Consider the following 19,956-nt stretch of genomic DNA (forward strand, 5'->3'; position numbering starts at 1 on the left):
GTCGCCCCGGCCGCTTAAGGAAGGGTGAGCGCCGCGCGGAAGGCGGCGAAGCCTTGTTCCAGGTCCGCGATCAGATCGGCGGGGTCTTCCAGGCCGATGTGGAGGCGGATCAGCTCGCCTTCCAGCGCAGGGGGCTGGACGCGATAGGCCATCTGGTGGGTCTCGTGGGTGATCAGGCTTTCGAAGCCGCCCCAGGAATAGCCGATGCCGAACAGGGAAAGGGCGTCGAGGAAGGCGCGGGCGGCGGCCTCGGTCCCGCCCTTCAGCACCACGCCCATCAGGGAGGCGGCGCCGGTGAAGTCGCGCTGCCACAGATCGTGGCCGACCGCGCCGGGCAGGGGCGGATAGAGGACGCGCGACACCTCGGGCCGGGTTTGCAGCCATTCGGCGACGATCAGGCCCGAACGCCCCTGCTCGCCATAGCGTAGCGGCAGGGTGCGTAAGCCCCGCAGGGCCAGCCAGGCGTCGTCGGGCGAGACGTGCCAGCCCAGATCCTCGATCGTGTCGGCCACGGCCCGCAGACAGGCGGGGGCGTTGGCGGCGATTCCCCCCATCAGGACGTCGGAGTGTCCGGAGACATATTTGGTCAGGGCCTGGACGCTGAGGTCGACGCCGTGGGCCAGGGGCTTGAAGGCCAGACCCGCCCCCCAGGTGTTGTCGAGCATCGTCAGGACGCCGCGCTCGCGACAGGCGGAGGCCACGGCGGCGACGTCGATCATTTCGAAGGTCAGGGAGGCGGGCGATTCCATCAGCACCAGACGGGTGCGGTCGCCGAGGGCGGCGATCAGGCCCTGGGCGTCCGTGTCGGCGGGCAGGAAACGGGTCGTGACGCCGCGCGCGGCCTGGTAGCGGGCCAGGAAGCGCCGGGACGGGCCGTAGACGGCGTCGGTGGCGATCACCTCGTCGCCGGGCCGGGTGAGGGCCAACAGGGGCACGGTCACGGCGGCGAGGCCGGAGGGGACGATGAAGGCGTCGGCGGCGCCCTCCAGATCGGCGAGAGCGGCGCGCAGCTGACGCGCGGCGGAGCCGCCGTCCAGACCGTAGGTGGGGCCGTCGGCCTCGTTCCGCATCGTCTCGGCCCGGTCGCTGAGCATGGTCGAGGCGCGCTCGATGGGCGGATTGACCGGGCGGCGGCCCTGACCCCGGCGGGTGGCGGACGAGATCAGGCGGGTGCGGTCCGAATGCGGCGACATGGCCTCTCCGATGGGTTGCGGATCAGGGCCTAAAGGCCTCTAAAGTCAGCGGGGCGCAAGCGGCGGAGGATACGAACGCGATGCGGATCTTGACGATCGGAGCCTTGGCGGCGGCGCTGCTGCTGACGGCGGCGTGCGGACGCCGGGATGCGAATCCGGCCCCGGAGGCTGCGCCCCCGACCCCGGCCGCGACGGCGGCGACGGAACGCCCCGACAGTCCGACCCTGGCCGCGGTCAAGCGGCGCGGCCGTCTGAACTGCGGCGTGCACCAGGGGCTGGTCGGCTTCGCCTATACGGACAATCGCGGGCAGTGGCGGGGGTTTGACGCCGACTTCTGTCGCGCCATGGCGGCCGCGATTTTCGGCGACGCAAACGCGGTGCGGTTCGTGCCCCTGTCGGCGTCGGACCGGTTTACGGCGCTGAACGAGGGGCGGGTGGACGTCCTGTGGCGCAACTCGTCCTGGACGATGAGCCGGGACGCCGGCGAGGGCTTCGTCTTTGCGGGGATCAACTATTATGACGGCCAGGGCTTTCTTGTGCGCCGGTCGCTGAGCCTGGCCAGCGCCACGGAGCTGAACGGCGCCAGGATCTGCGTCCAGGCGGGATCGACGGCCCAGGCCAACGCGGACGATTTCTTCCGCTCGCGCGGCATCGCCTATCGCCCCGTCGTCCTGCCGACGGAGGAGGCGGCGCGCGACGCCTATGGCCGCGAGGACTGCGACGCCTTCAGCGCCGACATCTCGGCCCTGGCGGCCGCCCGGACCGTTCTGGCCGATTCGCAGGCGCACACGATATTGTCAGACGTCATCTCGAAAGAGCCGTTGGGGCCGGTCGTCAAGGCCGGAGATGAACGCTGGGTCTCTGTGGTCCGATGGACCCTGAACGCCGTCATCCTGGCCGAGGAACTGGGCGTCACCCGCGAGAACGCCGAGGCGCTGTCGGCCAATTCGAACGACCCGCGCATCAAGCGTTTGTTGGGCGCAGAAGGCGAGTATGGGGCAATGCTGGGTCTGTCGGACGACTGGGCCAAGGACGCCGTCCTGGCGGTGGGCAACTATGGCCAGATTTTCGACCGGAACCTGGGCTCGCAATCGCCGCTCGACCTGGCGCGGGGTTTGAACGCACAGTGGAACGCGCGGCCGGGCGGCTTGATCTATGGTCTGCCGATCCGATAAGCGGCGCAGCTTGAGTCTTTTCCTGGGGGATAGATGACCGAGACCAAACGCGGGGGCATCGCCCTTCACTGGCTTATGCTGCTCGGCTTCGCCGTCGGCCTGGGCGGAGGCCTGTGGGTCAATCTGACCCTGGGGGCCGAGACGGCCTGGGTGATCTGGGTCACCGATAATGTCACGGGGCCGGCGGGACAGATCTTCCTGCGCCTGCTGTTCATGATGGTGGTGCCGCTGCTGTTTTCGGCCTTGGTGATCGGCGTCGCCGAGATGGGCGACCTGAATTCCCTGGGGCGGGCGGGGATCAAGACCCTGCTGCTGACCATACTGGTGTCCGGCATCGCGGTGGTGATCGGCCTGGTCATGGTCAATCTGTTGCAGCCCGGCCGGGGGGTCGATCCGGCGATGGCGCAGCAGCTGCTGGAACAGGGCCGCGACGGCGCCGCCGGCATCGTCGAAAAGGCGCCGGAGAGCATCCAGCTGGGCGACTTCTTCCTGGACCTGGTGCCGTCCAACGCCGTGACGGCGGCGGCGGAGAACCAGATCCTGCCGCTGATGGTCTTCGCCCTGTTCTTCGGCATCGGCCTGGTCATGGCCAAGAGCCCCGCGACCGATCGCCTGCAAGAGGTGATCGAGGGGCTGTTCGAAGTGACGATGAAGCTGATCAACCTGTTCATCAAACTGGCGCCCTTCGCCATCGCCTGCCTGATGTTCAATCTGGCGGCCCTGTTCGGGTGGGATCTGCTGGTGCGGCTGGCGGCCTTCGTCGGCGTGGCCGTCGGGGCCATGGCGATCCATATGTTCGTGGTCTATCCGCTGGTCATTTGGATCCTGGGCGGCCGTTCGCCGATCACCTTCTTCCGGGCTGTGCGCGAGCCCATGGTGGTGGCCTTCTCGACCGCCTCGTCCAACGCCTCGCTGCCGGTGTCGCTGAAGGCGGCCGAGCAACAGCTGAAATTGCCCAAGAAGATCGCCCGGTTCGTCCTGACCGTCGGCGCGACCGCCAACCAGAACGGCACGGCCCTGTTCGAGGGGGTGACGGTCCTGTTCCTGGCCCAGTTCTTCAACATCGAGCTGAGCCTGACCCAGCAGGTCATCGTCATGCTGGTCTGTATCCTGGGCGGGATCGGCACGGCCGGGGTGCCGGCGGGGTCGTTGCCGGTGGTGGCCATGATCCTGGTCATGGTGAAGGTGCCGCCGGAAGGGATCGGCCTGATCCTGGGCGTCGACCGCTTCCTGGACATGTGCCGCACCACGCTGAACGTCACCGGCGACCTGGTGCTGGCCACCGTCGTGTCGCGCGGCGAGAAGGACGATCCGGTCGAACCGGTCGATCCGATGGAACCCGAAGATCTGCCCGGCGCCGCCCGCCGCGGGCTGAAGCACGGGACGGCGGGCTGAGTCAGTCGAGAACGACGGGGGTGTCGGTCCGAGACCCCCATTCGGCCCATGAGCCGTCGTAGAGACTCGAGGGCGCGTCGAGCGTGGCCAGGGCCAGGGTGAGAATGGCGGCGGTGACGCCCGAGCCGCAGCTGGTGATGATCGGCCGGTCGAAGGTCACCCCCGCGGCCGTAAACCGGGCGCGCAGCGTCTTGGGGTCCAGCAACCGTCCATCATCGGCGATCACGGACGGGAAGGGCAGGTTCAGCGCTCCCGGCATATGGCCGGAGCGCAAGCCGGCCCGGGGTTCCGCCGCCTGACCCGCGAACCGGGCCGCCGGCCGCGCATCCAGAATCTGCGCCTCGCCGGTCAGGGCGCCCAGCACCATCGGCAAGTCTGCGACGGCGTCGCTGCGCCGTGATGCGTTGAACGACGCCGGGGTCGGGGTCTGCGCCGGACCCGAGATCACAGGCCGTCCCTCGGCCCGCCAGAGGGGCAGGCCGCCGTCCAACACCCGGACGTTGGTGGCCCCCATCAGCCGGAAGGTCCACCAGACGCGCGGGGCGGAGCGCAGGCCGACCGTGTCGTAGACGACGATGGTGTCGGTTGCGGCGATGCCGAGGGCGCCGACCGCCTCGGCGAAGGCGGCGGCGGTCGGCAGCATGTGCGGCAGGTCCGAGCCGTGGTCCGAGACCGCCTCGAGGTCGAAGAAGACGGCGCCGGGCAGCCGGGCCTGATCGAAGTCCGCCTGGGCGTCCCGGCCGTCCAGATGCCACGACCCATCGACGATCCGCAGCGTCGGGTCGTCCATCAGGGCGGCGAGGGCGTCGGTGGAAATCAGGGGCGAAGACTGGGTCATGCCGCCAGCCTAATATCAGGCGCGGTCCAGCACCAGTTGCACCACATCGGTCCGACGCGAGCGGAAGCCTGCTTCGCAATAGGCCAGATAGAAGCGCCACAGCCGGCGAAACCGCTCGTCGAAGCCGGCGATGCGGCGGATGTCGCCCCAGGCCGCCTGGAACCGGTCGTCCCAGAGTTTCAGCGTCTCGGCATAGTCCAGGCCGAACCGTTCGATAGGGCCCCAGTTCAGGCCGGCGGCGGCGACGACCGGCTTCAGCCGCTCCTCCGACGGCAGCATGCCGCCGGGGAAGACGTATTTCTGAATGAAGTCCGTTCGGGCGTTGTATTCCTCGAACAGAGGCTCCTGGATGGTGATGATCTGGAGGCCGGCGCGGCCGCCGGGGTTCAGGACTTGGTGGATCTTCTCGAAATAGGTCGGCCAGTATTCCATGCCGACGGCCTCGAACATTTCGATGGAGGCGACGCGGTCGAACCGGCCCTGGACGTCGCGATAATCCATCAGCTCGATCGTCGCGCGGTCCGAAAGCCCGGCGTTGAACAGGCGTCGGCGAGCGAAGTCGTGCTGCTCCTTGGAAATGGTCACGCCCGTGACCTGGGCGCCGATCTCGCGGGCGGCGAACTCGGCGAAACCGCCCCAGCCGCAGCCGATCTCGAGCACCGACATGCCCGGCTTCAGGTCCATCATGCGGGCCAGGGCGGCGTATTTGGCCTTTTGCGCAGACTCCAGCGGGGCGTCCGTCCGCTCGAAACGGGCCGACGAATAGGTCATCGAGGGGTCGAGCCAGGTCTGGTAGAAGGCGTTGCCCAGATCGTAGTGGGCGTGGATGTTCTTCTTCGATCCGGTCTTGCTGTTGCGGTTGCGCCGGTGGGCCAGCCAGTTGACCGCCATCATCAGCCAGTTGCCGTCGAACAGGCGGCGGATGTGATCGTAGTTCTCGACCAGGGTCTCCAGCAGGGCGGCCAAGTGCGGGCTGTCCCATTCGCCGGCCATATAGGCCTCGGCGAAGCCGATGTCGCCGGCGGCCAGGACGCGGCGGGCGAAGCCGTAGTCCTTGACGTCGAGCACGCCGCTGGGGCCGGGGCGTTCGCCGTCCAGCACATGGGTCTCGCCATTGGGCAGGTGGACGGTCAGGCGGCCGAAGGTCCAGTTCGAGGCCAGCAGACGCAGCAGCATGGCGAACATGCGCGGCGTGCGGGAGGCGGCGGCCTCGATATCAACGGTGGCGACACTCATGCGGGAACCTCTTTGTGCGTCGTCAGTCATGACCGGCCTGGTCGTCGCGTCCGGTGACGGCCTTCAGGGCGTCGAGGGCGCGGGCGCGGGCCTGGGCATGATCCAAGATGGGGTGGGGATAGTCTTTGCCAAGGCGCACGCCGGCGTCGCGCAACACCTCGGGCGGGGCGGTCCAGGGCGACTGGAGCCAGCGGTCGGGCAGGCGGCGCAGTTCCGGAACCCAGCGCCGGACATAGCCGCCCTCGGCGTCGAACTTTTCGCCCTGGGCGATGGGGTTGAAGATGCGGAAATAGGGGGCGGCGTCGGCGCCGGATCCGGCGACCCACTGCCAGTTCTGCACATTGCTGGCCAGGTCGGCGTCGACCAGCGTGTCCCAGAACCAGGCCTCGCCCTCGCGCCAGTCGATCAGCAGATGTTTGACCAGGAAGGAGGCCACGACCATCCGCACCCGGTTGTGCATCCAGCCGGTCGTCCACAGTTGACGCATGCCGGCGTCCACCAGCGGATAGCCGGTGCGGCCGCGTTTCCAGGCCTCCAGACCCTCGGGATCGTCGCGCCAGGGCATGGCCTCGTATTCCGGGCGGAAGGCCCGGTCGGTCATGGTCGGGAAATGGTGAAGCAGATGGGCCGAGAAGTCGCGCCAGCCCAACTCAGAGACGAACTTGGCCGCCTCGGCCGCCGGGACCGCGCCCGCGTCCGCCGCGTCTCGCGCCCGCTGGGCCGCGCGCCACGGACTGATCTCGCCCCGGTGCAGGTGGGGGGACAGGCGGCTGGTCGTGGGAAGGGCAGGATGGTCGCGGCCCTTGGCGTAGGTCTTGAGGCCGCGTGCGAGGAAGTCGGACAGGGCGGCGTCCGCGCCGGCCTCGCCCGGCGTCCAGTCGAACCCCTGGGACCAGTCGGGGCGGGTCGGGTGCAGGCCCCAGTCGTCGATCGACTCGGTCTGAACCGCGTCCGGCGTGTCGATGCGGCGGGGGGCGGGCGTGGGCGGCGGCGGCTCGGCGGCGGCCAGCAAGGCCTTCATGAAGGGGGTGAAGACCTTGTACGGGGCGTCCGATCCGTTCAGCACGGCGCCGGGTCGGGCCAGCAGCGATCCATTGAAACCGCGGCAGTCGACGCCGGCCGATTTCAGTTCATGGGCGATGTCGGCGTCGCGGGCGAAGGCGGCGGGTTCGAACAGCCGGTTCATGAAGACGGCGTCGGCGCCCGTCTCCTGGATCAGGCTCTGAAGCTGAATCAGCGAATCGCCGCGACGCAGGATCAGCCGCGAACCGCGGTCCTGAAGCGAGGCGTCCAGGGCGCGCAGGGACTTGTCGAGCCACCACAGGGAGGCGGCGCCCGCCGGACGGTCAGGGTCCCGGTCCTGGATGAAGACCGGCAGGATCGGACGGCCGGTGGCGACGGCATGATACAGGGCGGGATTGTCGTTCAGGCGCAGATCGCGGCGAAACCAAAGGACGACAGGCTTGGTGGCCACGCAGGCGAACTCCATGATAACTTGCGCTCATCCAAAATGAGCGCCACCTGATGGCCTCATAGCTGCGGCAAACGCCGCTTCCATAACGCCCGAACTTCGAAAGAGCCGCCTCGTGAGCCGACCCAACGCCGTCATTACGTTGTCCGAAGGTCTTCGGACGCCTGTCGTCATCGGCGGCGGCGCGCGAATCGCCTTCATCGCCGGTCCCTGCCAGATGGAGAGCCGTCAGCACGCGCTGGAGACGGCCCATGCGCTGAAGGAAATCGGCGAGCGGCTGAACGTCGGCATCATCTACAAGACCAGTTTCGACAAGGCGAACCGCACCAGCGCCAGCGCCGCGCGCGGCATCGGTCTGAAGGACGCCATGCCGATCTTCGCCGAGATTCGCGAGACTGTCGGTCTGCCGACCCTGACCGACGTCCACTCCGAGGCCCAGTGCGGCCCGGTGGGCGAGGTGGTCGACGTGCTGCAGATCCCGGCCTTCCTCAGCCGCCAGACCGACCTGCTGCTGGCCGCCGCGGCGACCGGCAAGGCCATGAACATCAAGAAGGGCCAGTTCCTGGCGCCCTGGGACATGAAGAACGTCATCGCCAAGGTGGTCGGCGCCGGCAATCCGAACGTCATGGCCTGCGAGCGGGGCGCCAGCTTCGGCTACAACACCCTGGTCAGCGACATGCGCGCCCTGCCGGTGCTGCGAGAGATCGGCTGCCCGGTCGTGTTCGACGCGACCCACAGCGTGCAGCAGCCCGGCGGGCAGGGCACGTCCTCGGGCGGTCAGCGCGAGTTCGTGCCGGTTCTGGCCCGCGCCGCCGTCTCGGTCGGCGTGGACGCGGTCTTTATGGAGACCCACCCGGATCCGGACAACGCCCCGTCGGACGGCCCCAATATGGTGCCGCTGGATCAGTTCGAGGCCCTGGCCGCGCAGTTGATCGCCTTCGACGACCTGGCCATCCAGATCGGGGCCAAGGCGCCGGTGGCGCAGGCCGCCTGAATCCTCTAGGTCGGGCCCATGTCTGACACCCTCGACCTGGGCGCCCTGCAACAGCTGCTGGAGCGCGTGCGCGACCTGAAGACGGCCTGCGTCGGCGACCTGATGCTGGACCGCTACGTCTATGGCGAGGTCAGCCGGATTTCGCCTGAGGCGCCGATCCCGGTGCTGCGCACCCGCCGGACCACCGCCATGCCCGGCGGCGTGGGCAATGTCGCGCGCAATGTCGCGGCCCTGGGCGGGGTGGCGCATCTGGGCGCCGTGACGGGCGAGGATGCGGCCGGCGTGGAGCTGCGCGACCTGATCGCCGCCGAGGACCGGATCGTCGATTTCATCGCGAGGCCGGCCGGCGCCACAACCATCGTCAAGACGCGCTTCGTGGCGGCGGGTCAGCAGCTGCTGCGCCTGGACGAGGAGGCGGTGGCTGCGCCCCTGGCCGAAACGGACGCATTTTCAGGCGTCTCCGCCATTCTATTGTCAGATTACGCCAAGGGGGTGGTCGGGGACGCTCTGATCGCCTCGGCCCTGAAGGCCGCGCGCGAGACGGGCGCGCCTGTCATCGTCGATCCCAAGGGACGGGATTTCGCTCGTTATGGGGCGGTGGACGTCATCAAGCCGAACGCGTCGGAACTGGCGGGGGCCACGGGCCTGCCGGTCGAGACCGACGCCGAGGTCGAGGCGGCGCTGGCGGCCCTGCTGGCGGCGACGACAGCCAAGGCCATCATCGTCACCCGCGCCGGCAAGGGCATGAGCCTGGCGCGGCGCGACGGGGCGGTGCGGCATTTCCCCGGCCGGGCTCGCGAGGTGTTCGACGTGTCCGGCGCCGGGGACACGGTGCTGGCCGCCTTGGGCCTGGCCCTGGGCGCCGGGGCCTCGCTGGAGACGGCGGTGCAGTTCGCCATCCTGGCCTCGGGCGTGGTGGTCGGAAAGGCCGGGACGGCCGTGGTTACGCCCTCGGAATTGATCGAGGCGGAGCTGAGCCAGCACGCCGTCGCGGCTCAGGCCAAGGTGACGCCGCTGGACGAGCTGGCGGCCGAGGTCGAGGCCTGGCGCCGTCAGGGGCTGAAGGTCGGCTTCACCAACGGCTGTTTCGACATTCTGCACCGGGGCCACGTCGCCTATCTGGCCCAGGCGCGCAGCTGGTGCGACCGGCTGGTGGTGGCGCTGAACACCGACGCCTCGGTCAAGCGGCTGAAGGGCGAGGGACGGCCGGTCAATGATCTGGACAGTCGCGCCGTGGTGATCGGCGGCCTGAGCAGCGTGGATCGGGTGACGAGTTTCGACGATCCGACGCCCATCGCCTTGATCGAGCGGCTGCGGCCGGACGTGCTGATCAAGGGGTCGGACTATACGCGCGAGGGCGTGGTCGGCGGCGACCTGGTGGAGAGCTGGGGCGGGGTGGTCCGTCTGGCGGAATTCAAGGATGGGTATTCGACGACCCGGACGATCGAGAAGATGACGGGAACCGCGCAATGACGCCCAGAATGATTGTTGTGACCGGGGGGGCCGGCTTCATCGGCTCCAACATCGTGGCGAGGCTGACGGCCGAGACGGCCTATGACGTCGTGGTCTGCGATCGGCTGGAGACGGCCGACCTGGCCAAGTGGAAGAATCTGGCCAAACATTCCATCGCCGACTTCTGGGCGCCGGAAGAGATGTTCGAACAGCTGGAGCGCCATGCCGAGCGGATCGAGGCCGTGGTGCATATGGGCGCCATTTCGTCCACGACCGAGCCGGACGCCGACCTGATCCTGCGCACCAACTTCACCCTGTCGCGCGACCTGTGGGACTGGTGCGCGATCCGCAATGTGCGGATGATCTACGCCTCGTCGGCGGCGACCTACGGCGACGGCGAAACGGGGTTCAATGACGACGACGATGCGGAGTCGCTGTCCAAGCTGAGACCGCTAAACGCCTATGGCTATTCGAAAATGCTGTTCGACCAGTATGCGGTGCGTCAGGCCGATCGCGGCCAGGCGCCGCCCCAGTGGGCGGGGCTGAAGTTCTTCAACGTCTATGGGCCGAACGAGGGGCACAAGGGCGGGATGAAGTCGGTCGTGGCGCAAATCTGGCCCAAGGTGGCCGCCGGCGAGACCGTCAGCCTGTTCCGGTCGCACAATCCCAACTACGAGGACGGCGGCCAGCTGCGCGACTTCGTCTATGTGGACGACGTGGTCGACATCATCGAATTCCTGCTCCAGTCGCCGGAAGTCTCGGGCGTGTTCAATGCGGGGTCGGGTCAGGCGCGGTCGTTCGACGATCTGGCCAAGGCCACCTTCGCCGCCGCTGGGAAAGAACCGTCGATCCAGTATGTCGACATGCCCGAGGCGATCCGCGACCGGTACCAGTATTTCACGCAGGCCCGGATGGACCGTATCCGCGCCGCCGGGTTCGAGGGCCAGTCCACGCCGCTGGAAGAGGGCGTGCGTCGCTACGTCCAGGACTTCCTGGCCCAGCCCGATCCATACAGATGAGACGCCTGACGACCCGGCAATGGATCGGCTACATCGGGTTCTTCCTGGTGTTTCTGCTGACCGCTGCGGTCGCGGTGTGGCGGGGGGACATCCTGCGCGCCGGTCTGGATCCCCAGGTGCCGTTCCAGACCTATGAGCCTCCGCCGGCGCCGGACTACGCCGATCCGCAGGCCTGGGCCTTGCTGGATGCGCGAGCGCCGGGGGCGGGGGCGGCGAACGTCTTCTTCGTTCATTCGACGACCTTCGACGGCGGGCGTGACTGGAACGGGGCCATCGGCGACCCCAAGGCCGACGCCTATCTGTACCGGGTCGTCCTGCCTAACTACGCCGGGCCGTTCGCACGGGCGGGCGCGGTCAGTGCGCCGCGCTATCGACAGGCGAGTCTCTATACGCGCCTGACCCTGCGTGACGACGCGCGGGAGGCCCGGGCCTTTGCCTATGGCGACGTGGTTGTGGCCTTCGACGCCTGGCTGGCGCGCCACCCGTCCGGCCCCATCGTCCTGGCGGGTGTGGAGCAGGGCGCTGATCTGCTGGATCGGCTGATCCGCGCGCGGATCGCGCCGGATGCGGAGGTTCGCGATCGTCTGGTGGCGGCCTATCTGATGGACACGATCATCGCCGTCGAGAATCTGCCGGCCTCAATCCCCCCCTGCGCGGATCGGCGCCAAATCCATTGTGTCGTCGCCTGGTCCCAGGTCGGCGACCGGGACGACGGCGCCGCACGCAGGCGACTGCGACGGGCGACGGTCTGGGACGAGCGGGGTCAGCTCGTCGATCTGGCGGACCGCGCCGCAGTCTGCGTCAATCCCGTCAGCGGCGGGACGGGCGAAGCCCGTATTCCCGCGCGATTGCAAAGAGGGGCGACCAATGCGACCGGACTGGAATGGGGCGCCCGGCCGGCGCTGATGGCGCGGGAGGTCGAGACTCAATGCCGCGACGGCCTGTTGCGCCACACCTGGCCCGATCTGGAATCCTTCCGCGAAACCGGCAACTGGGCGGACAGGAGAAAAGCAAGGCCTTACAATCTGTTCTACGGCGATCTGGAAGCAGATGTTGCAGATCGATTGGCGGTCTACGCGGCTCGTGCGGGCTGAAATCGGGCGAACGGCGTCCGGTTTCGGTGGCGCGGTTCGCGTCCCGCGCGTAACCTCCTCGCATACGGAGGATATCCATGGACGTTCTGACCATCTTCGCCGGCGTGTTGCTGTTCCTGGCGATCGCGCTCTTGTTCAGCGTGATCAAGATCGTGCCGCAAGGCCGTGAATTCACGGTTGAACGCTTCGGCAAATACACCAAAACCCTGAGCCCCGGCATCGGCTTCCTGACCCCGTTCGTGGAACGGGTCGGCAAGCGGATGAACATGATGGAGCAGGTTCTTGATGTGCCGACCCAGGAAGTCATCACCAAGGACAACGCCATGGTCCGGGTGGACGGCATCGTCTTCATCCAGGTGATGGACGCCGCCCGCGCCGCCTACCGTGTCGACGATCTGCCTTACGCCATTTCTCAGCTGTGCATGACCAATCTGCGCACCGTTGTCGGGTCGATGGAGCTGGACGAGGTGCTGAGCCAGCGCGACAGCATCAACACCCGCCTGCTGCACGTCATCGACGCGGCGACCGAGCCCTGGGGCGTCAAGGTCAACCGGATCGAGATCAAGGACCTGACCCCGCCGACCGACGTGACCAACGCCATGGCCCGCCAGATGAAGGCCGAGCGCGAACGCCGGGCCGTGGTCACCGAGGCGGACGGCGAGAAACAGGCCGCCATCACCCGCGCCGAGGGCGCCAAACAGGCGGCCATTCTGGAATCCGAAGGCCGCAAGGAGGCCGCCTTCCGCGACGCCGAGGCGCGCGAGCGCGAAGCCGAGGCCGAGGCCCGCGCCACCGCCATGGTGTCGGAAGCCATCGCCCGCGGCGACGTCAACGCCATCAACTATTTCGTGGCTCAGAAATATGTCGAGGCCTTCGCCGAACTGGCCCGCAGTCCGCAGCAGAGGACCGTCATCGTCCCCGCTGAAATGGGCGCCCTGGTCGGCACCATCGCCGGCATCGGCGAGATGGTGAACCTGGCCAAGGGGCAGCAGCAGGAGGCGACCCCGGTCAAGCCAGCGCCCGCGCCGCGTCGTCCCTCCGTTCCGCCCACCGCCTGATCTGGAGCGCTAGTCATGACTGTCGTCGCCGATCTGTACGCCGCCCAGCCGTTCTGGATCTGGCTGGCCGTCGGGGTCTTGCTGCTGGCTGTCGAAGCCATGTTCTCGACCGAATGGCTGTTGTGGCCGGCTGTCGCGGCGGGTCTGGTGGCCGTGATGACGGCGGTGGGGGTGCGACTGGGCCTGCCGGGCGAGGTGGCGGTCTTCGCCGTGCTGACGGTCATCGCCACCCTGTTGTCGCGACGCCTGATCCAGAAGGCCAATCCGGACGGCGTCGACATCAACGACCGCGACAGTCGCCTGATCGATCAGCGCGCCCGCGTGGTCGAGGCCTTCGTCGGCGGGCGGGGCCGGGTCTTCGTCTCCGGCGCCGAATGGCCGGCCGTGATCGAGGGCGAGGCGCCGGACGTGGGCCAGGATGTGGTGGTTCGTGGGGTCAGCGGATCCTTGTTGACGGTGAAGCCCGCGACCTGAGCGCTCGGCGTCGGCAACCTTCGCCGTGACACGACGTTCGAGGGCGATGCCCGCCCGTCCGACCCCCACCGTCGCCCCCTCTCCGGATGGACTGCCGGTTCCGAGGCGATACTGGGCCATTGTCTCCATTGGGCTGGGGATCACCCTGGCGGTGCTGGACGGGGCCATCGCCAATGTCGCCCTGCCGTCGATCGCCCAGGATCTGCAGGCGTCCGAGGCGGCCTCGATCTGGATCGTCAACGCTTATCAGATCGCCATCGTCGTCGCGCTTCTGCCGCTGGCGTCGCTGGGCGAGATCGTCGGCTATCGGCGGGTGTCCCAGGCGGGGCTGGCGGTCTTCACCCTGGCCTCTCTGGCCTGCGCCCTGTCCGATTCGATCCTGACCCTGAGCCTGGCCCGAGTGCTGCAAGGATTCGGGGCCGCGGGAATCATGAGCGTCAACGGCGCCCTGGTGCGGTTCACCTATCCGCAGCGGCTGCTGGGCCGGGCGGTGGGGATCAATGCGGTGATCGTCTCCATGGCCGCCGCCGCCGGCCCGACCATCGCCAGCGCGGTTCTGAGCCTGGGCGAATGGCGCTGGCTGTTCGCGTTGAACATTCCGTTGGGGGTGCTGGCGGTGTCGATGGCGGGCTTCACCCTGCCGCAAAATCCGTTGCAGAAGCGCAGGCTGAACCTGGTCGGGGCGGCGCTGAGCGCGGCGGCCTTCGGTTTCGTCATCACCGGCATGCAGGCCTTGGCCCACGGCGAGGCCTCGATCCTGGGCTTCGGCCTGACGGGGCTCGGGTTGGCGGCCGGGGTGCTGTTGGTGCGGCATGAGCGGCCCAGCAAGACGCCGTTGATTCCACTGGATCTGCTGGCGCGGCCGATGTTCGCCTTGTCGGTGGCGACCTCGATCATCTCCTTCACCGCCCAGATGATGGCCTTCGTCTCCCTGCCGTTCTTCCTGCAAGGGTCGCTGGGGCTGAGCGCGGTGGAGACCGGGCTGTTGATGACGCCCTGGCCGCTGGCGACCATGTTCGCCGCGCCCTTGGCTGGATGGTTGTCGGATCGGTATTCGGCGGGGATCCTGGGGGCCATAGGTCTGAGCCTGTTTGCCTGCGGCCTGATGGGCTTGAGCTTCCTCGACGGCGATTCGTCGAAGTTCGACATCATCTGGCGGATGGCCCTGTGCGGCGCCGGGTTCGGCTTCTTCCAGTCGCCGAACAACCGCGCCCTGCTGTCGGAGGCTCCGCGCGAGCGGGCCGGGGCGGCGGGCGGCGCCCTGGGCACGGCGCGGGTGCTGGGCCAGTCGATGGGGGCGGTCGTGGTCGCCTTTTTGCTATCGGCGGCGCCGGTCTCGGGCGTGCGCCACGGCTTCGAACTGGCCGCCGTCGCCGCCCTGTTCGGGGCGGTGATGAGCGGCTCGCGCATCCGACGTCGGACGGCTGAACCCGAGAAGGAGGTCGAGGCGGTCTAGCGCGCCTTCAGGTCCGCGACGCCGCGATTCGCGAGCTGGTCGGCGCGCTCGTTCAGCTCATGGCCGGCGTGGCCCTTGACCCAGCGCCATTTGACCTCGTGCTTCAGCCGGGCGGCGTCCAGGCGTTGCCACAGGTCGGCGTTCTTGACCGGCTTCTTGTCGGCGGTCAGCCAGCCGCGCGCCTTCCAGCCGCGCATCCATTCGGTGATGCCCTGCATGACGTATTTGCTGTCGGTGTGCAGCTCGACCTTGCACGGGCGTTTGAGGGCCTCCAGGGCCATGATGGCGGCCATCAGCTCCATGCGGTTGTTGGTCGTATTGGGTTCGCCGCCCCACAATTCCTTTTCGTGACCGCCGCCGGTCTGGAGCAGGGCGCCCCAGCCGCCGGGGCCGGGATTACCCTTGCAGGCGCCGTCGGTGTGGATGATGACGTGATCGGAGAGACTCATGGTCGCGCAGACCTACAGCCTCCCTTGGCGCGGGGCCATCACTGCGCCTATATGCGGGTCGAAGAATCGTGGACGGGATCGATCATCGGTCCCTTCAAGGAGATTATCCATGGGCTCCATGAGCATCTGGCACTGGGCCATCGTCATTGTCGTCATCGCCGTCCTGTTCGGCGGTCGCGGCAAGCTATCCGGCATCATGGGCGACGCCGCCAAGGGCATCCGCGCCTTCAAGGACGGCCTCAAGGACGATGACAAGAAGGACGGCCCGCACGACGGCGTCAGCTCGCTGCCGCGCACCGATGCGGAAAAGGAAGAGCTGAAGCGCTAGTCGTCGTCTGTAAGGGCTGACGCATGGGCGGGCTCGGCCCCGGTATCGGGGGCTTCGAATTAGTGGTGATCGGTCTGGTGGCCCTGCTTGTGGTGGGGCCAAAGGATCTGCCTGTTCTGATGCGCCGGGTCGGTCAGATGGTCGCGAAGGCTCGCGCCATGGCCAACGAGTTCCGCTCGAGCTTCGACGAGATGGCGCGTCAGTCCGAGCTGGACGACCTGCGCAAGGAGGTCGAGGCGCTGCGGACCGGGCAGGGGGCCATGTATCCCCTGGGCGCCGAGGCCGACGCGGCCTTCAAGGACATCAACGCCGGCCTGGCGGCCCCCGCGACGTCGGCGGCCTTGCCGGCGCCTGAGACGCCGGCCGCGACGCCGGCGGCCGATGAATGGCCGGATACGCCGCCCCTGGTCGAGCCGCAGGCGGCGGCCGAGCCCAAGCCGAAGCGCGCCGCGACCAAGACGGCTGGCAAATCCGCTGGCAAGACTGGAGCGAAGACACGCGCACCGGCCAAGGCCAAGCCTGCGTCCGCAGCGGCCAAGACCCCCGCCAAGCCGCGGACCCCGCGCAAGAAGGCCGTCGAGCTTTGACTTTCTCCGATCGTGACGAGGCCGAGATCGAGGCGTCGCGCGCGCCGCTGATGGACCACCTGATCGAGCTGCGCGGGCGGCTGCTGATCTGCGTGATCGCCTTCGCCCTGGGCTTCATCCTGTGCTTCGCTTTCGCCAATCAGATCCAGATCGCCCTGATCAAACCCTATCAGGCGGCGGCGGCCATTCATGCGGCGGCCCTGGCTTCGGGAGGGCACGCCAATCCGCTGGAGCTGATCGCGACCATGATGGGGCTGAAGCCCTATCCGCCCGGCACGGCGGCCGTGGTTCAGTTGATCGCCACGGCGCCGCTGGAACAGCTGTTCACCAAGATGAAGATCGCGGCCTTCGGCGCGGCGGTCCTGACTTTCCCGGTCATCGCCTGGCAGCTGTACCGGTTCGTGGCGCCCGGTCTGTATCGCAATGAGCGCGGGGCTTTCCTGCCCTTCCTGATCGCGGCGCCGGTCATGTTCTGCTTGGGCGGGGCGCTGGTCTATTATGTCATGTTGCCCTTCGTCATGCTGTTCTCGCTGGGACAGCAGGTGGTCAGCGACGGCATATCCGTGGCCCAGACCACGAAGATCTCGGACTATCTGAGCCTGGTGACCTCGCTGCTGCTGGCGTTCGGCCTGTGTTTCCAGCTGCCGGTCGTGACCACCCTGCTGGGCCTGGCTGGACTGATCAGTTCCAAGGCCATGGCGGCCGGACGGCGCTATGCGATCGTGGCCGTGGTGGTCGTCGCCGCCGTGGTGACGCCGCCGGACCCCATAAGCCAGCTCATGCTCGCTGTGCCCTTGGTCATCCTCTACGAGGTCTCGATCTGGTGCGTGCGGCTGATCGAACTGCGCCGCAAGAAGGCTGACGACGTCGAAGGCCTGGCCTAGTTCCGAGATCAGCTGCGCTTCTTGTCCGTGTGATCGACGGGGCAGACCCGCCGTGAGCCGGTCTGGCGGAAGGGCGACAGTCTGAGCTTGGATTGATGGTCGTCAGGACCGGCATGACCCTCGGGGTGCAGGCCCCGATAATAGAGTTTCTGCCACTGATCGGCCGGGGCCGTGGGCTTGGTCCGTTTGACCCAGTCCTGGAAGGCCAGACGTGAGGCCCGCCAAGCGTCGAAGGTCTGCAGCATCTCCGGCTGGTCCTCCATCGGCCGCAGCTCAGGCTTCAGCCGGTCCAGCACGCCGCGGGGGGTGGGGAAGAAGAAGCAGAAGGGCTCGTTCTCCTCGAACTGGATCCAGACGTCGGGTCGGGTGAAGCGCCAGTTCATGGTGAAAGTGTAGGGCGACCAGTCGGTCTCGATCACCCCGCCCATGGGGGCGATCCCGTCCTTCATGGCGTTGGGCGGGCCGCCGACCCACAGGTTCCAGCCTTCCGAGGTGCGCATGATGCCGTCGACGTGGAAGGTCAGGGTTCCACTGCCGAACAGGGAGACCGGCCCCCGCTTGGGATCTGAGCCCGGATCCAGCACGATCTCGACCGAGTTGGCGTCCACGCCGCCGTGCCAGCGGGCCTTGAAGCCGCAGGGGCTGAGCATCTCCCAGCCATGGGCGTTGGCGATGGCGAGGGGCAGGCAGCGATAGGCGAAGCTTTCGGGGGTGGCGGTCATCCAGTCGCGCTTGGCCGAGGCCGGGGCGACGCGCGGGGCCCAGCCCTCGCGCACATAGCAGACCAGTTCGGTTTCGGCCGCACGAACCGGGGCGCCCTTGGGGCGTGCTGGAACAGATCCCTTCAAACGTTTGACCATTTCGAGCCTCGTATGCCGCCAACCATCGCCCGATGGAGCGGGCGTTTTAAGCCTTTAGGACAGCCGCATGTCTGACCCGTGACGGTCATGCACGAAAAGAAAAACCCCGGATGGCGGACCATCCGGGGCTCTCCTGAAGTCAGACTGCCGGGTCGATCAGCAGCTGTAGTACATGTCGAATTCGACGGGGTGCGGGTGCAGTTGCAGGCGCATCACCTCTTCCATCTTCAGCTCGATATAGCTGTCGATGAAGTCGTCATCCATGACGCCGCCCTTCTTGAGGAAGGCGCGGTCCTTATCCAGGTTTTCGAGGGCTTCCTTCAGCGAGCCGCAAACCTCGGGGATCGAGCCGCGCTCTTCCGGCGGCAGGTCGTAGAGGTTCTTGTCGGCGGGCGCGCCCGGATCGATGCGGTTCTCGATCCCGTCCAGGCCGGCCATCAGCAGGGCGACGAAGGTCAGATAGGGGTTGCCCATCGGGTCGGGGAAGCGGGCTTCCAGACGCTTGGCCTTCGGCGACGAGACGTGCGGGATGCGGATCGAGGCCGAACGGTTGCGGGCTGAGTAGGCCAGCTTCACCGGGGCTTCATAGCCGGGCACCAGACGCTTGTAGGAGTTGGTGGTCGAGTTGGCGAAGGCGTTGATGGCCTTGGCGTGTTTGATGATGCCGCCGATGTACCAGAGGCACTCTTGCGACAGGCCGGCGTATTTGTCGCCGGCGAACTGGGGCTTGCCGTCCTTCCAGATCGACATGTGGACGTGCATGCCCGAGCCGTTGTCGGCGAACATCGGCTTGGCCATGAAGGTCGCCGACTTGCCGTAGGCGGCGGCGACGTTGTGGATCACGTACTTATAGAGCTGCAGCCGGTCGGCCATGGTCAGCAGGTCCGAGAACTTCAGACCCAGTTCGTGCTGAGCCGGGGCCACCTCGTGGTGGTGCTTCTCGGGCTGGAGGCCCAGGTCGCGCATGACGCCCAGCATTTCGCCGCGCAGGTCCTGGCCGGAGTCGACCGGGTTGACCGGGAAATAGCCGCCCTTGGGCCCAGGGCGGTGGCCCATATTGCCCTCGGTGTATTCGGCGCCGGTGTTGGCCGGCAACTCGGTCGAGTCATACGAATAGGAGGTGTTGTGCGGCTGGGTCGACCAGCGCACGTCGTCGAAGATGAAGAACTCGGCTTCCGGGCCGAAATAGACGATGTCGCCGATGCCCGAGGACTGGACATAGGACAGAGCCTTCTTGGCCATCGAGCGGCTGTCGCGGTTGTAGGGTTCGCCGGTGTCCGGGTTCAGCACGTCGCAGAACAGGAACATGGTCGTCTGCTGGTAGAACGGGTCGATATAGGCCGTGGTCAGGTCCGGCTTCAGCAGCATGTCGGACTCGTTGATGGCCTTCCAGCCGGCGATGGACGAGCCGTCGAACATCGTGCCTTCGTTCAGGAAATCCTCATCGACCAGGTCGATGTCGAAGGTGACGTGCTGCAGCTTGCCGCGGGTGTCGGTGAAGCGAACGTCGACGTATTTGACGTCCTTCTCCTTGATCTCCTTGAGGATCTTGCTGGCGCTCATTCTCGGAAGTCCTATTTTTTTGGTCGTTGGGGAGGAACCGAACACGCGGCCCCCATAGGAACCGAGCGCCGGAGGAGGGTACGCGAACTCAGACGGCCTGGGCTCCGGTCTCGCCGGTGCGGATACGGATCACTTCGGCGACGTCGGAGACGAAGATTTTCCCGTCCCCGATCTTGCCGGTGCGGGCCGAGGTCTGAATGGCCTCGACCACGGCGGGCGCGAGATCATCGGCGACAACGACCTCGATCTTGATCTTGGGCAGAAAGTCGATGACGTATTCCGCGCCGCGGTACAGTTCGGAATGGCCCTTCTGGCGACCATATCCCTTGGCCTCCAGCACGGTCATGCCTTGCACGCCGACATCCTGGAGCGCCTCTTTGACGTCATCCAGCTTGAAAGGCTTGATGATGGCTTCAATCTTCTTCATGGC

General features: G+C 67.4%; 20 protein-coding genes. 12 read left to right on the forward strand and 8 right to left on the reverse strand.

The genetic code is table 11. The features are described from left to right. Positions 1-14: 14 nt before the first annotated feature. On the reverse strand, positions 15-1,193 hold the full coding sequence (gene metC / locus PKE72_RS14460; protein ID WP_271166077.1) for a cystathionine beta-lyase: 1,179 nt from the start codon (positions 1,191-1,193) through the stop codon (positions 15-17). A gap of 80 nt (positions 1,194-1,273) precedes the next feature. On the opposite strand from metC, the gene PKE72_RS14465 reads away from it, so the two are divergent. Continuing rightward, the gene (locus PKE72_RS14465; protein WP_271166078.1) at positions 1,274-2,368 is read left to right on the forward strand and encodes an amino acid ABC transporter substrate-binding protein; all 1,095 of its coding nucleotides are present in this window, start codon (positions 1,274-1,276) and stop codon (positions 2,366-2,368) included. Between the two features lie 33 nt (positions 2,369-2,401). Further along, complete coding sequence (locus tag PKE72_RS14470; protein WP_271166079.1) at positions 2,402-3,763, forward strand: dicarboxylate/amino acid:cation symporter; 1,362 nt, start codon at positions 2,402-2,404, stop codon at positions 3,761-3,763. Position 3,764: 1 nt separating this feature from the next. Here PKE72_RS14470 and sseA read toward each other — a convergent pair whose 3' ends face one another. Genes sseA through PKE72_RS14485 form a run of 3 tightly spaced genes read right to left on the reverse strand, consistent with a single transcriptional unit; the run spans position 3,765 to position 7,326 of the window. Next, the gene (gene sseA / locus PKE72_RS14475) at positions 3,765-4,601 is read right to left on the reverse strand and encodes a 3-mercaptopyruvate sulfurtransferase (protein WP_271166080.1); all 837 of its coding nucleotides are present in this window, start codon (positions 4,599-4,601) and stop codon (positions 3,765-3,767) included. 15 nt (positions 4,602-4,616) lie between these two features. Continuing rightward, positions 4,617-5,837 (reverse strand): SAM-dependent methyltransferase, encoded by a 1,221-nt coding sequence (locus PKE72_RS14480; RefSeq protein WP_271166081.1) that lies wholly within the window; start codon positions 5,835-5,837, stop codon positions 4,617-4,619. 22 nt (positions 5,838-5,859) lie between these two features. Continuing rightward, positions 5,860-7,326 carry a cryptochrome/photolyase family protein gene (locus PKE72_RS14485; protein ID WP_271166082.1) on the reverse strand — a complete coding sequence of 489 codons (1,467 nt, stop codon included), beginning with the start codon at positions 7,324-7,326 and terminating at the stop codon, positions 5,860-5,862. Between the two features lie 97 nt (positions 7,327-7,423). On the opposite strand from PKE72_RS14485, the gene kdsA reads away from it, so the two are divergent. From kdsA to PKE72_RS14520, 7 genes are all read left to right on the forward strand, one after another. After that, positions 7,424-8,302, forward strand: a complete 879-nt coding sequence (kdsA, locus tag PKE72_RS14490; protein WP_373878104.1) for a 3-deoxy-8-phosphooctulonate synthase — start codon at positions 7,424-7,426, stop codon at positions 8,300-8,302. Positions 8,303-8,320: 18 nt separating this feature from the next. Continuing rightward, positions 8,321-9,775 (forward strand): D-glycero-beta-D-manno-heptose 1-phosphate adenylyltransferase, encoded by a 1,455-nt coding sequence (gene rfaE2 / locus PKE72_RS14495; protein WP_271166083.1) that lies wholly within the window; start codon positions 8,321-8,323, stop codon positions 9,773-9,775. A gap of 8 nt (positions 9,776-9,783) precedes the next feature. Continuing rightward, a complete protein-coding gene (rfaD, locus tag PKE72_RS14500) occupies positions 9,784-10,773 on the forward strand; it encodes an ADP-glyceromanno-heptose 6-epimerase (RefSeq protein ID WP_271166084.1) in 990 nt (329 codons plus the stop codon). Continuing rightward, on the forward strand, positions 10,770-11,867 hold the full coding sequence (locus PKE72_RS14505) for a DUF3089 domain-containing protein (RefSeq protein WP_271166085.1): 1,098 nt from the start codon (positions 10,770-10,772) through the stop codon (positions 11,865-11,867). The genes rfaD and PKE72_RS14505 overlap by 4 nt, the downstream gene beginning before the upstream one ends. A gap of 77 nt (positions 11,868-11,944) precedes the next feature. Beyond that, entirely contained in the window at positions 11,945-12,925 is a 981-nt protein-coding gene (locus PKE72_RS14510; protein ID WP_271166086.1) for an SPFH domain-containing protein, read from the forward strand. A 15-nt stretch (positions 12,926-12,940) separates the two neighbouring features. Further along, entirely contained in the window at positions 12,941-13,399 is a 459-nt protein-coding gene (locus PKE72_RS14515) for an NfeD family protein (RefSeq protein WP_271166087.1), read from the forward strand. A 46-nt stretch (positions 13,400-13,445) separates the two neighbouring features. Beyond that, positions 13,446-14,855 (forward strand): MFS transporter, encoded by a 1,410-nt coding sequence (locus PKE72_RS14520; protein WP_271166088.1) that lies wholly within the window; start codon positions 13,446-13,448, stop codon positions 14,853-14,855. On the opposite strand, the gene rnhA is transcribed toward PKE72_RS14520, so the two are convergent. Further along, positions 14,852-15,304 carry a ribonuclease HI gene (rnhA, locus tag PKE72_RS14525; RefSeq protein ID WP_271166089.1) on the reverse strand — a complete coding sequence of 151 codons (453 nt, stop codon included), beginning with the start codon at positions 15,302-15,304 and terminating at the stop codon, positions 14,852-14,854. The two genes, PKE72_RS14520 and rnhA, sit on opposite strands and share 4 nt — an antisense overlap. A gap of 109 nt (positions 15,305-15,413) precedes the next feature. On the opposite strand from rnhA, the gene PKE72_RS14530 reads away from it, so the two are divergent. The 3 genes from PKE72_RS14530 to tatC are packed head-to-tail and all read left to right on the forward strand — an operon-like array spanning position 15,414 to position 17,103. Then, complete coding sequence (locus PKE72_RS14530; protein ID WP_271166090.1) at positions 15,414-15,632, forward strand: twin-arginine translocase TatA/TatE family subunit; 219 nt, start codon at positions 15,414-15,416, stop codon at positions 15,630-15,632. 23 nt (positions 15,633-15,655) lie between these two features. Continuing rightward, positions 15,656-16,219, forward strand: coding sequence for a Sec-independent protein translocase protein TatB (gene tatB / locus PKE72_RS14535; protein WP_271166091.1), 564 nt, complete (start codon positions 15,656-15,658; stop codon positions 16,217-16,219). Then, complete coding sequence (tatC, locus tag PKE72_RS14540; protein ID WP_271166092.1) at positions 16,216-17,103, forward strand: twin-arginine translocase subunit TatC; 888 nt, start codon at positions 16,216-16,218, stop codon at positions 17,101-17,103. Before tatB ends, tatC begins: the two co-directional genes overlap by 4 nt. 8 nt (positions 17,104-17,111) lie before the next feature. On the opposite strand, the gene PKE72_RS14545 is transcribed toward tatC, so the two are convergent. From PKE72_RS14545 to PKE72_RS14555, 3 genes are all read right to left on the reverse strand, one after another. Then, on the reverse strand, positions 17,112-17,963 hold the full coding sequence (locus tag PKE72_RS14545) for a DUF6065 family protein (RefSeq protein ID WP_271166093.1): 852 nt from the start codon (positions 17,961-17,963) through the stop codon (positions 17,112-17,114). Between the two features lie 156 nt (positions 17,964-18,119). Next, on the reverse strand, positions 18,120-19,526 hold the full coding sequence (gene glnA / locus PKE72_RS14550) for a type I glutamate--ammonia ligase (protein ID WP_271166094.1): 1,407 nt from the start codon (positions 19,524-19,526) through the stop codon (positions 18,120-18,122). Positions 19,527-19,614: 88 nt separating this feature from the next. Continuing rightward, positions 19,615-19,953 carry a P-II family nitrogen regulator gene (locus PKE72_RS14555; protein WP_008261682.1) on the reverse strand — a complete coding sequence of 113 codons (339 nt, stop codon included), beginning with the start codon at positions 19,951-19,953 and terminating at the stop codon, positions 19,615-19,617. Positions 19,954-19,956 lie beyond the last annotated feature (3 nt).

Source organism: Brevundimonas intermedia (genome assembly GCF_027922165.1).
Lineage (GTDB): Bacteria > Pseudomonadota > Alphaproteobacteria > Caulobacterales > Caulobacteraceae > Brevundimonas > Brevundimonas intermedia.

What these genes read in the sequence shown, in the direction of transcription:
- PKE72_RS14545 (WP_271166093.1), bottom strand. Translation starts at nt 17,963, where the DNA reads ATGGTCAAACGTTTGAAGGGATCTGTTCCAGCACGCCCCAAGGGCGCC.
- PKE72_RS14470 (WP_271166079.1), top strand. Translation starts at nt 2,402, where the DNA reads ATGACCGAGACCAAACGCGGGGGCATCGCCCTTCACTGGCTTATGCTG.
- metC (WP_271166077.1), bottom strand. Translation starts at nt 1,193, where the DNA reads ATGTCGCCGCATTCGGACCGCACCCGCCTGATCTCGTCCGCCACCCGC.
- sseA (WP_271166080.1), bottom strand. Translation starts at nt 4,601, where the DNA reads ATGACCCAGTCTTCGCCCCTGATTTCCACCGACGCCCTCGCCGCCCTG.
- PKE72_RS14485 (WP_271166082.1), bottom strand. Translation starts at nt 7,326, where the DNA reads ATGGAGTTCGCCTGCGTGGCCACCAAGCCTGTCGTCCTTTGGTTTCGC.
- PKE72_RS14465 (WP_271166078.1), top strand. Translation starts at nt 1,274, where the DNA reads ATGCGGATCTTGACGATCGGAGCCTTGGCGGCGGCGCTGCTGCTGACG.
- PKE72_RS14505 (WP_271166085.1), top strand. Translation starts at nt 10,770, where the DNA reads ATGAGACGCCTGACGACCCGGCAATGGATCGGCTACATCGGGTTCTTC.
- rfaD (WP_271166084.1), top strand. Translation starts at nt 9,784, where the DNA reads ATGATTGTTGTGACCGGGGGGGCCGGCTTCATCGGCTCCAACATCGTG.
- PKE72_RS14510 (WP_271166086.1), top strand. Translation starts at nt 11,945, where the DNA reads ATGGACGTTCTGACCATCTTCGCCGGCGTGTTGCTGTTCCTGGCGATC.
- glnA (WP_271166094.1), bottom strand. Translation starts at nt 19,526, where the DNA reads ATGAGCGCCAGCAAGATCCTCAAGGAGATCAAGGAGAAGGACGTCAAA.
- PKE72_RS14480 (WP_271166081.1), bottom strand. Translation starts at nt 5,837, where the DNA reads ATGAGTGTCGCCACCGTTGATATCGAGGCCGCCGCCTCCCGCACGCCG.
- PKE72_RS14520 (WP_271166088.1), top strand. Translation starts at nt 13,446, where the DNA reads ATGCCCGCCCGTCCGACCCCCACCGTCGCCCCCTCTCCGGATGGACTG.
- rfaE2 (WP_271166083.1), top strand. Translation starts at nt 8,321, where the DNA reads ATGTCTGACACCCTCGACCTGGGCGCCCTGCAACAGCTGCTGGAGCGC.
- tatB (WP_271166091.1), top strand. Translation starts at nt 15,656, where the DNA reads ATGGGCGGGCTCGGCCCCGGTATCGGGGGCTTCGAATTAGTGGTGATC.
- PKE72_RS14530 (WP_271166090.1), top strand. Translation starts at nt 15,414, where the DNA reads ATGGGCTCCATGAGCATCTGGCACTGGGCCATCGTCATTGTCGTCATC.
- rnhA (WP_271166089.1), bottom strand. Translation starts at nt 15,304, where the DNA reads ATGAGTCTCTCCGATCACGTCATCATCCACACCGACGGCGCCTGCAAG.
- PKE72_RS14555 (WP_008261682.1), bottom strand. Translation starts at nt 19,953, where the DNA reads ATGAAGAAGATTGAAGCCATCATCAAGCCTTTCAAGCTGGATGACGTC.
- PKE72_RS14515 (WP_271166087.1), top strand. Translation starts at nt 12,941, where the DNA reads ATGACTGTCGTCGCCGATCTGTACGCCGCCCAGCCGTTCTGGATCTGG.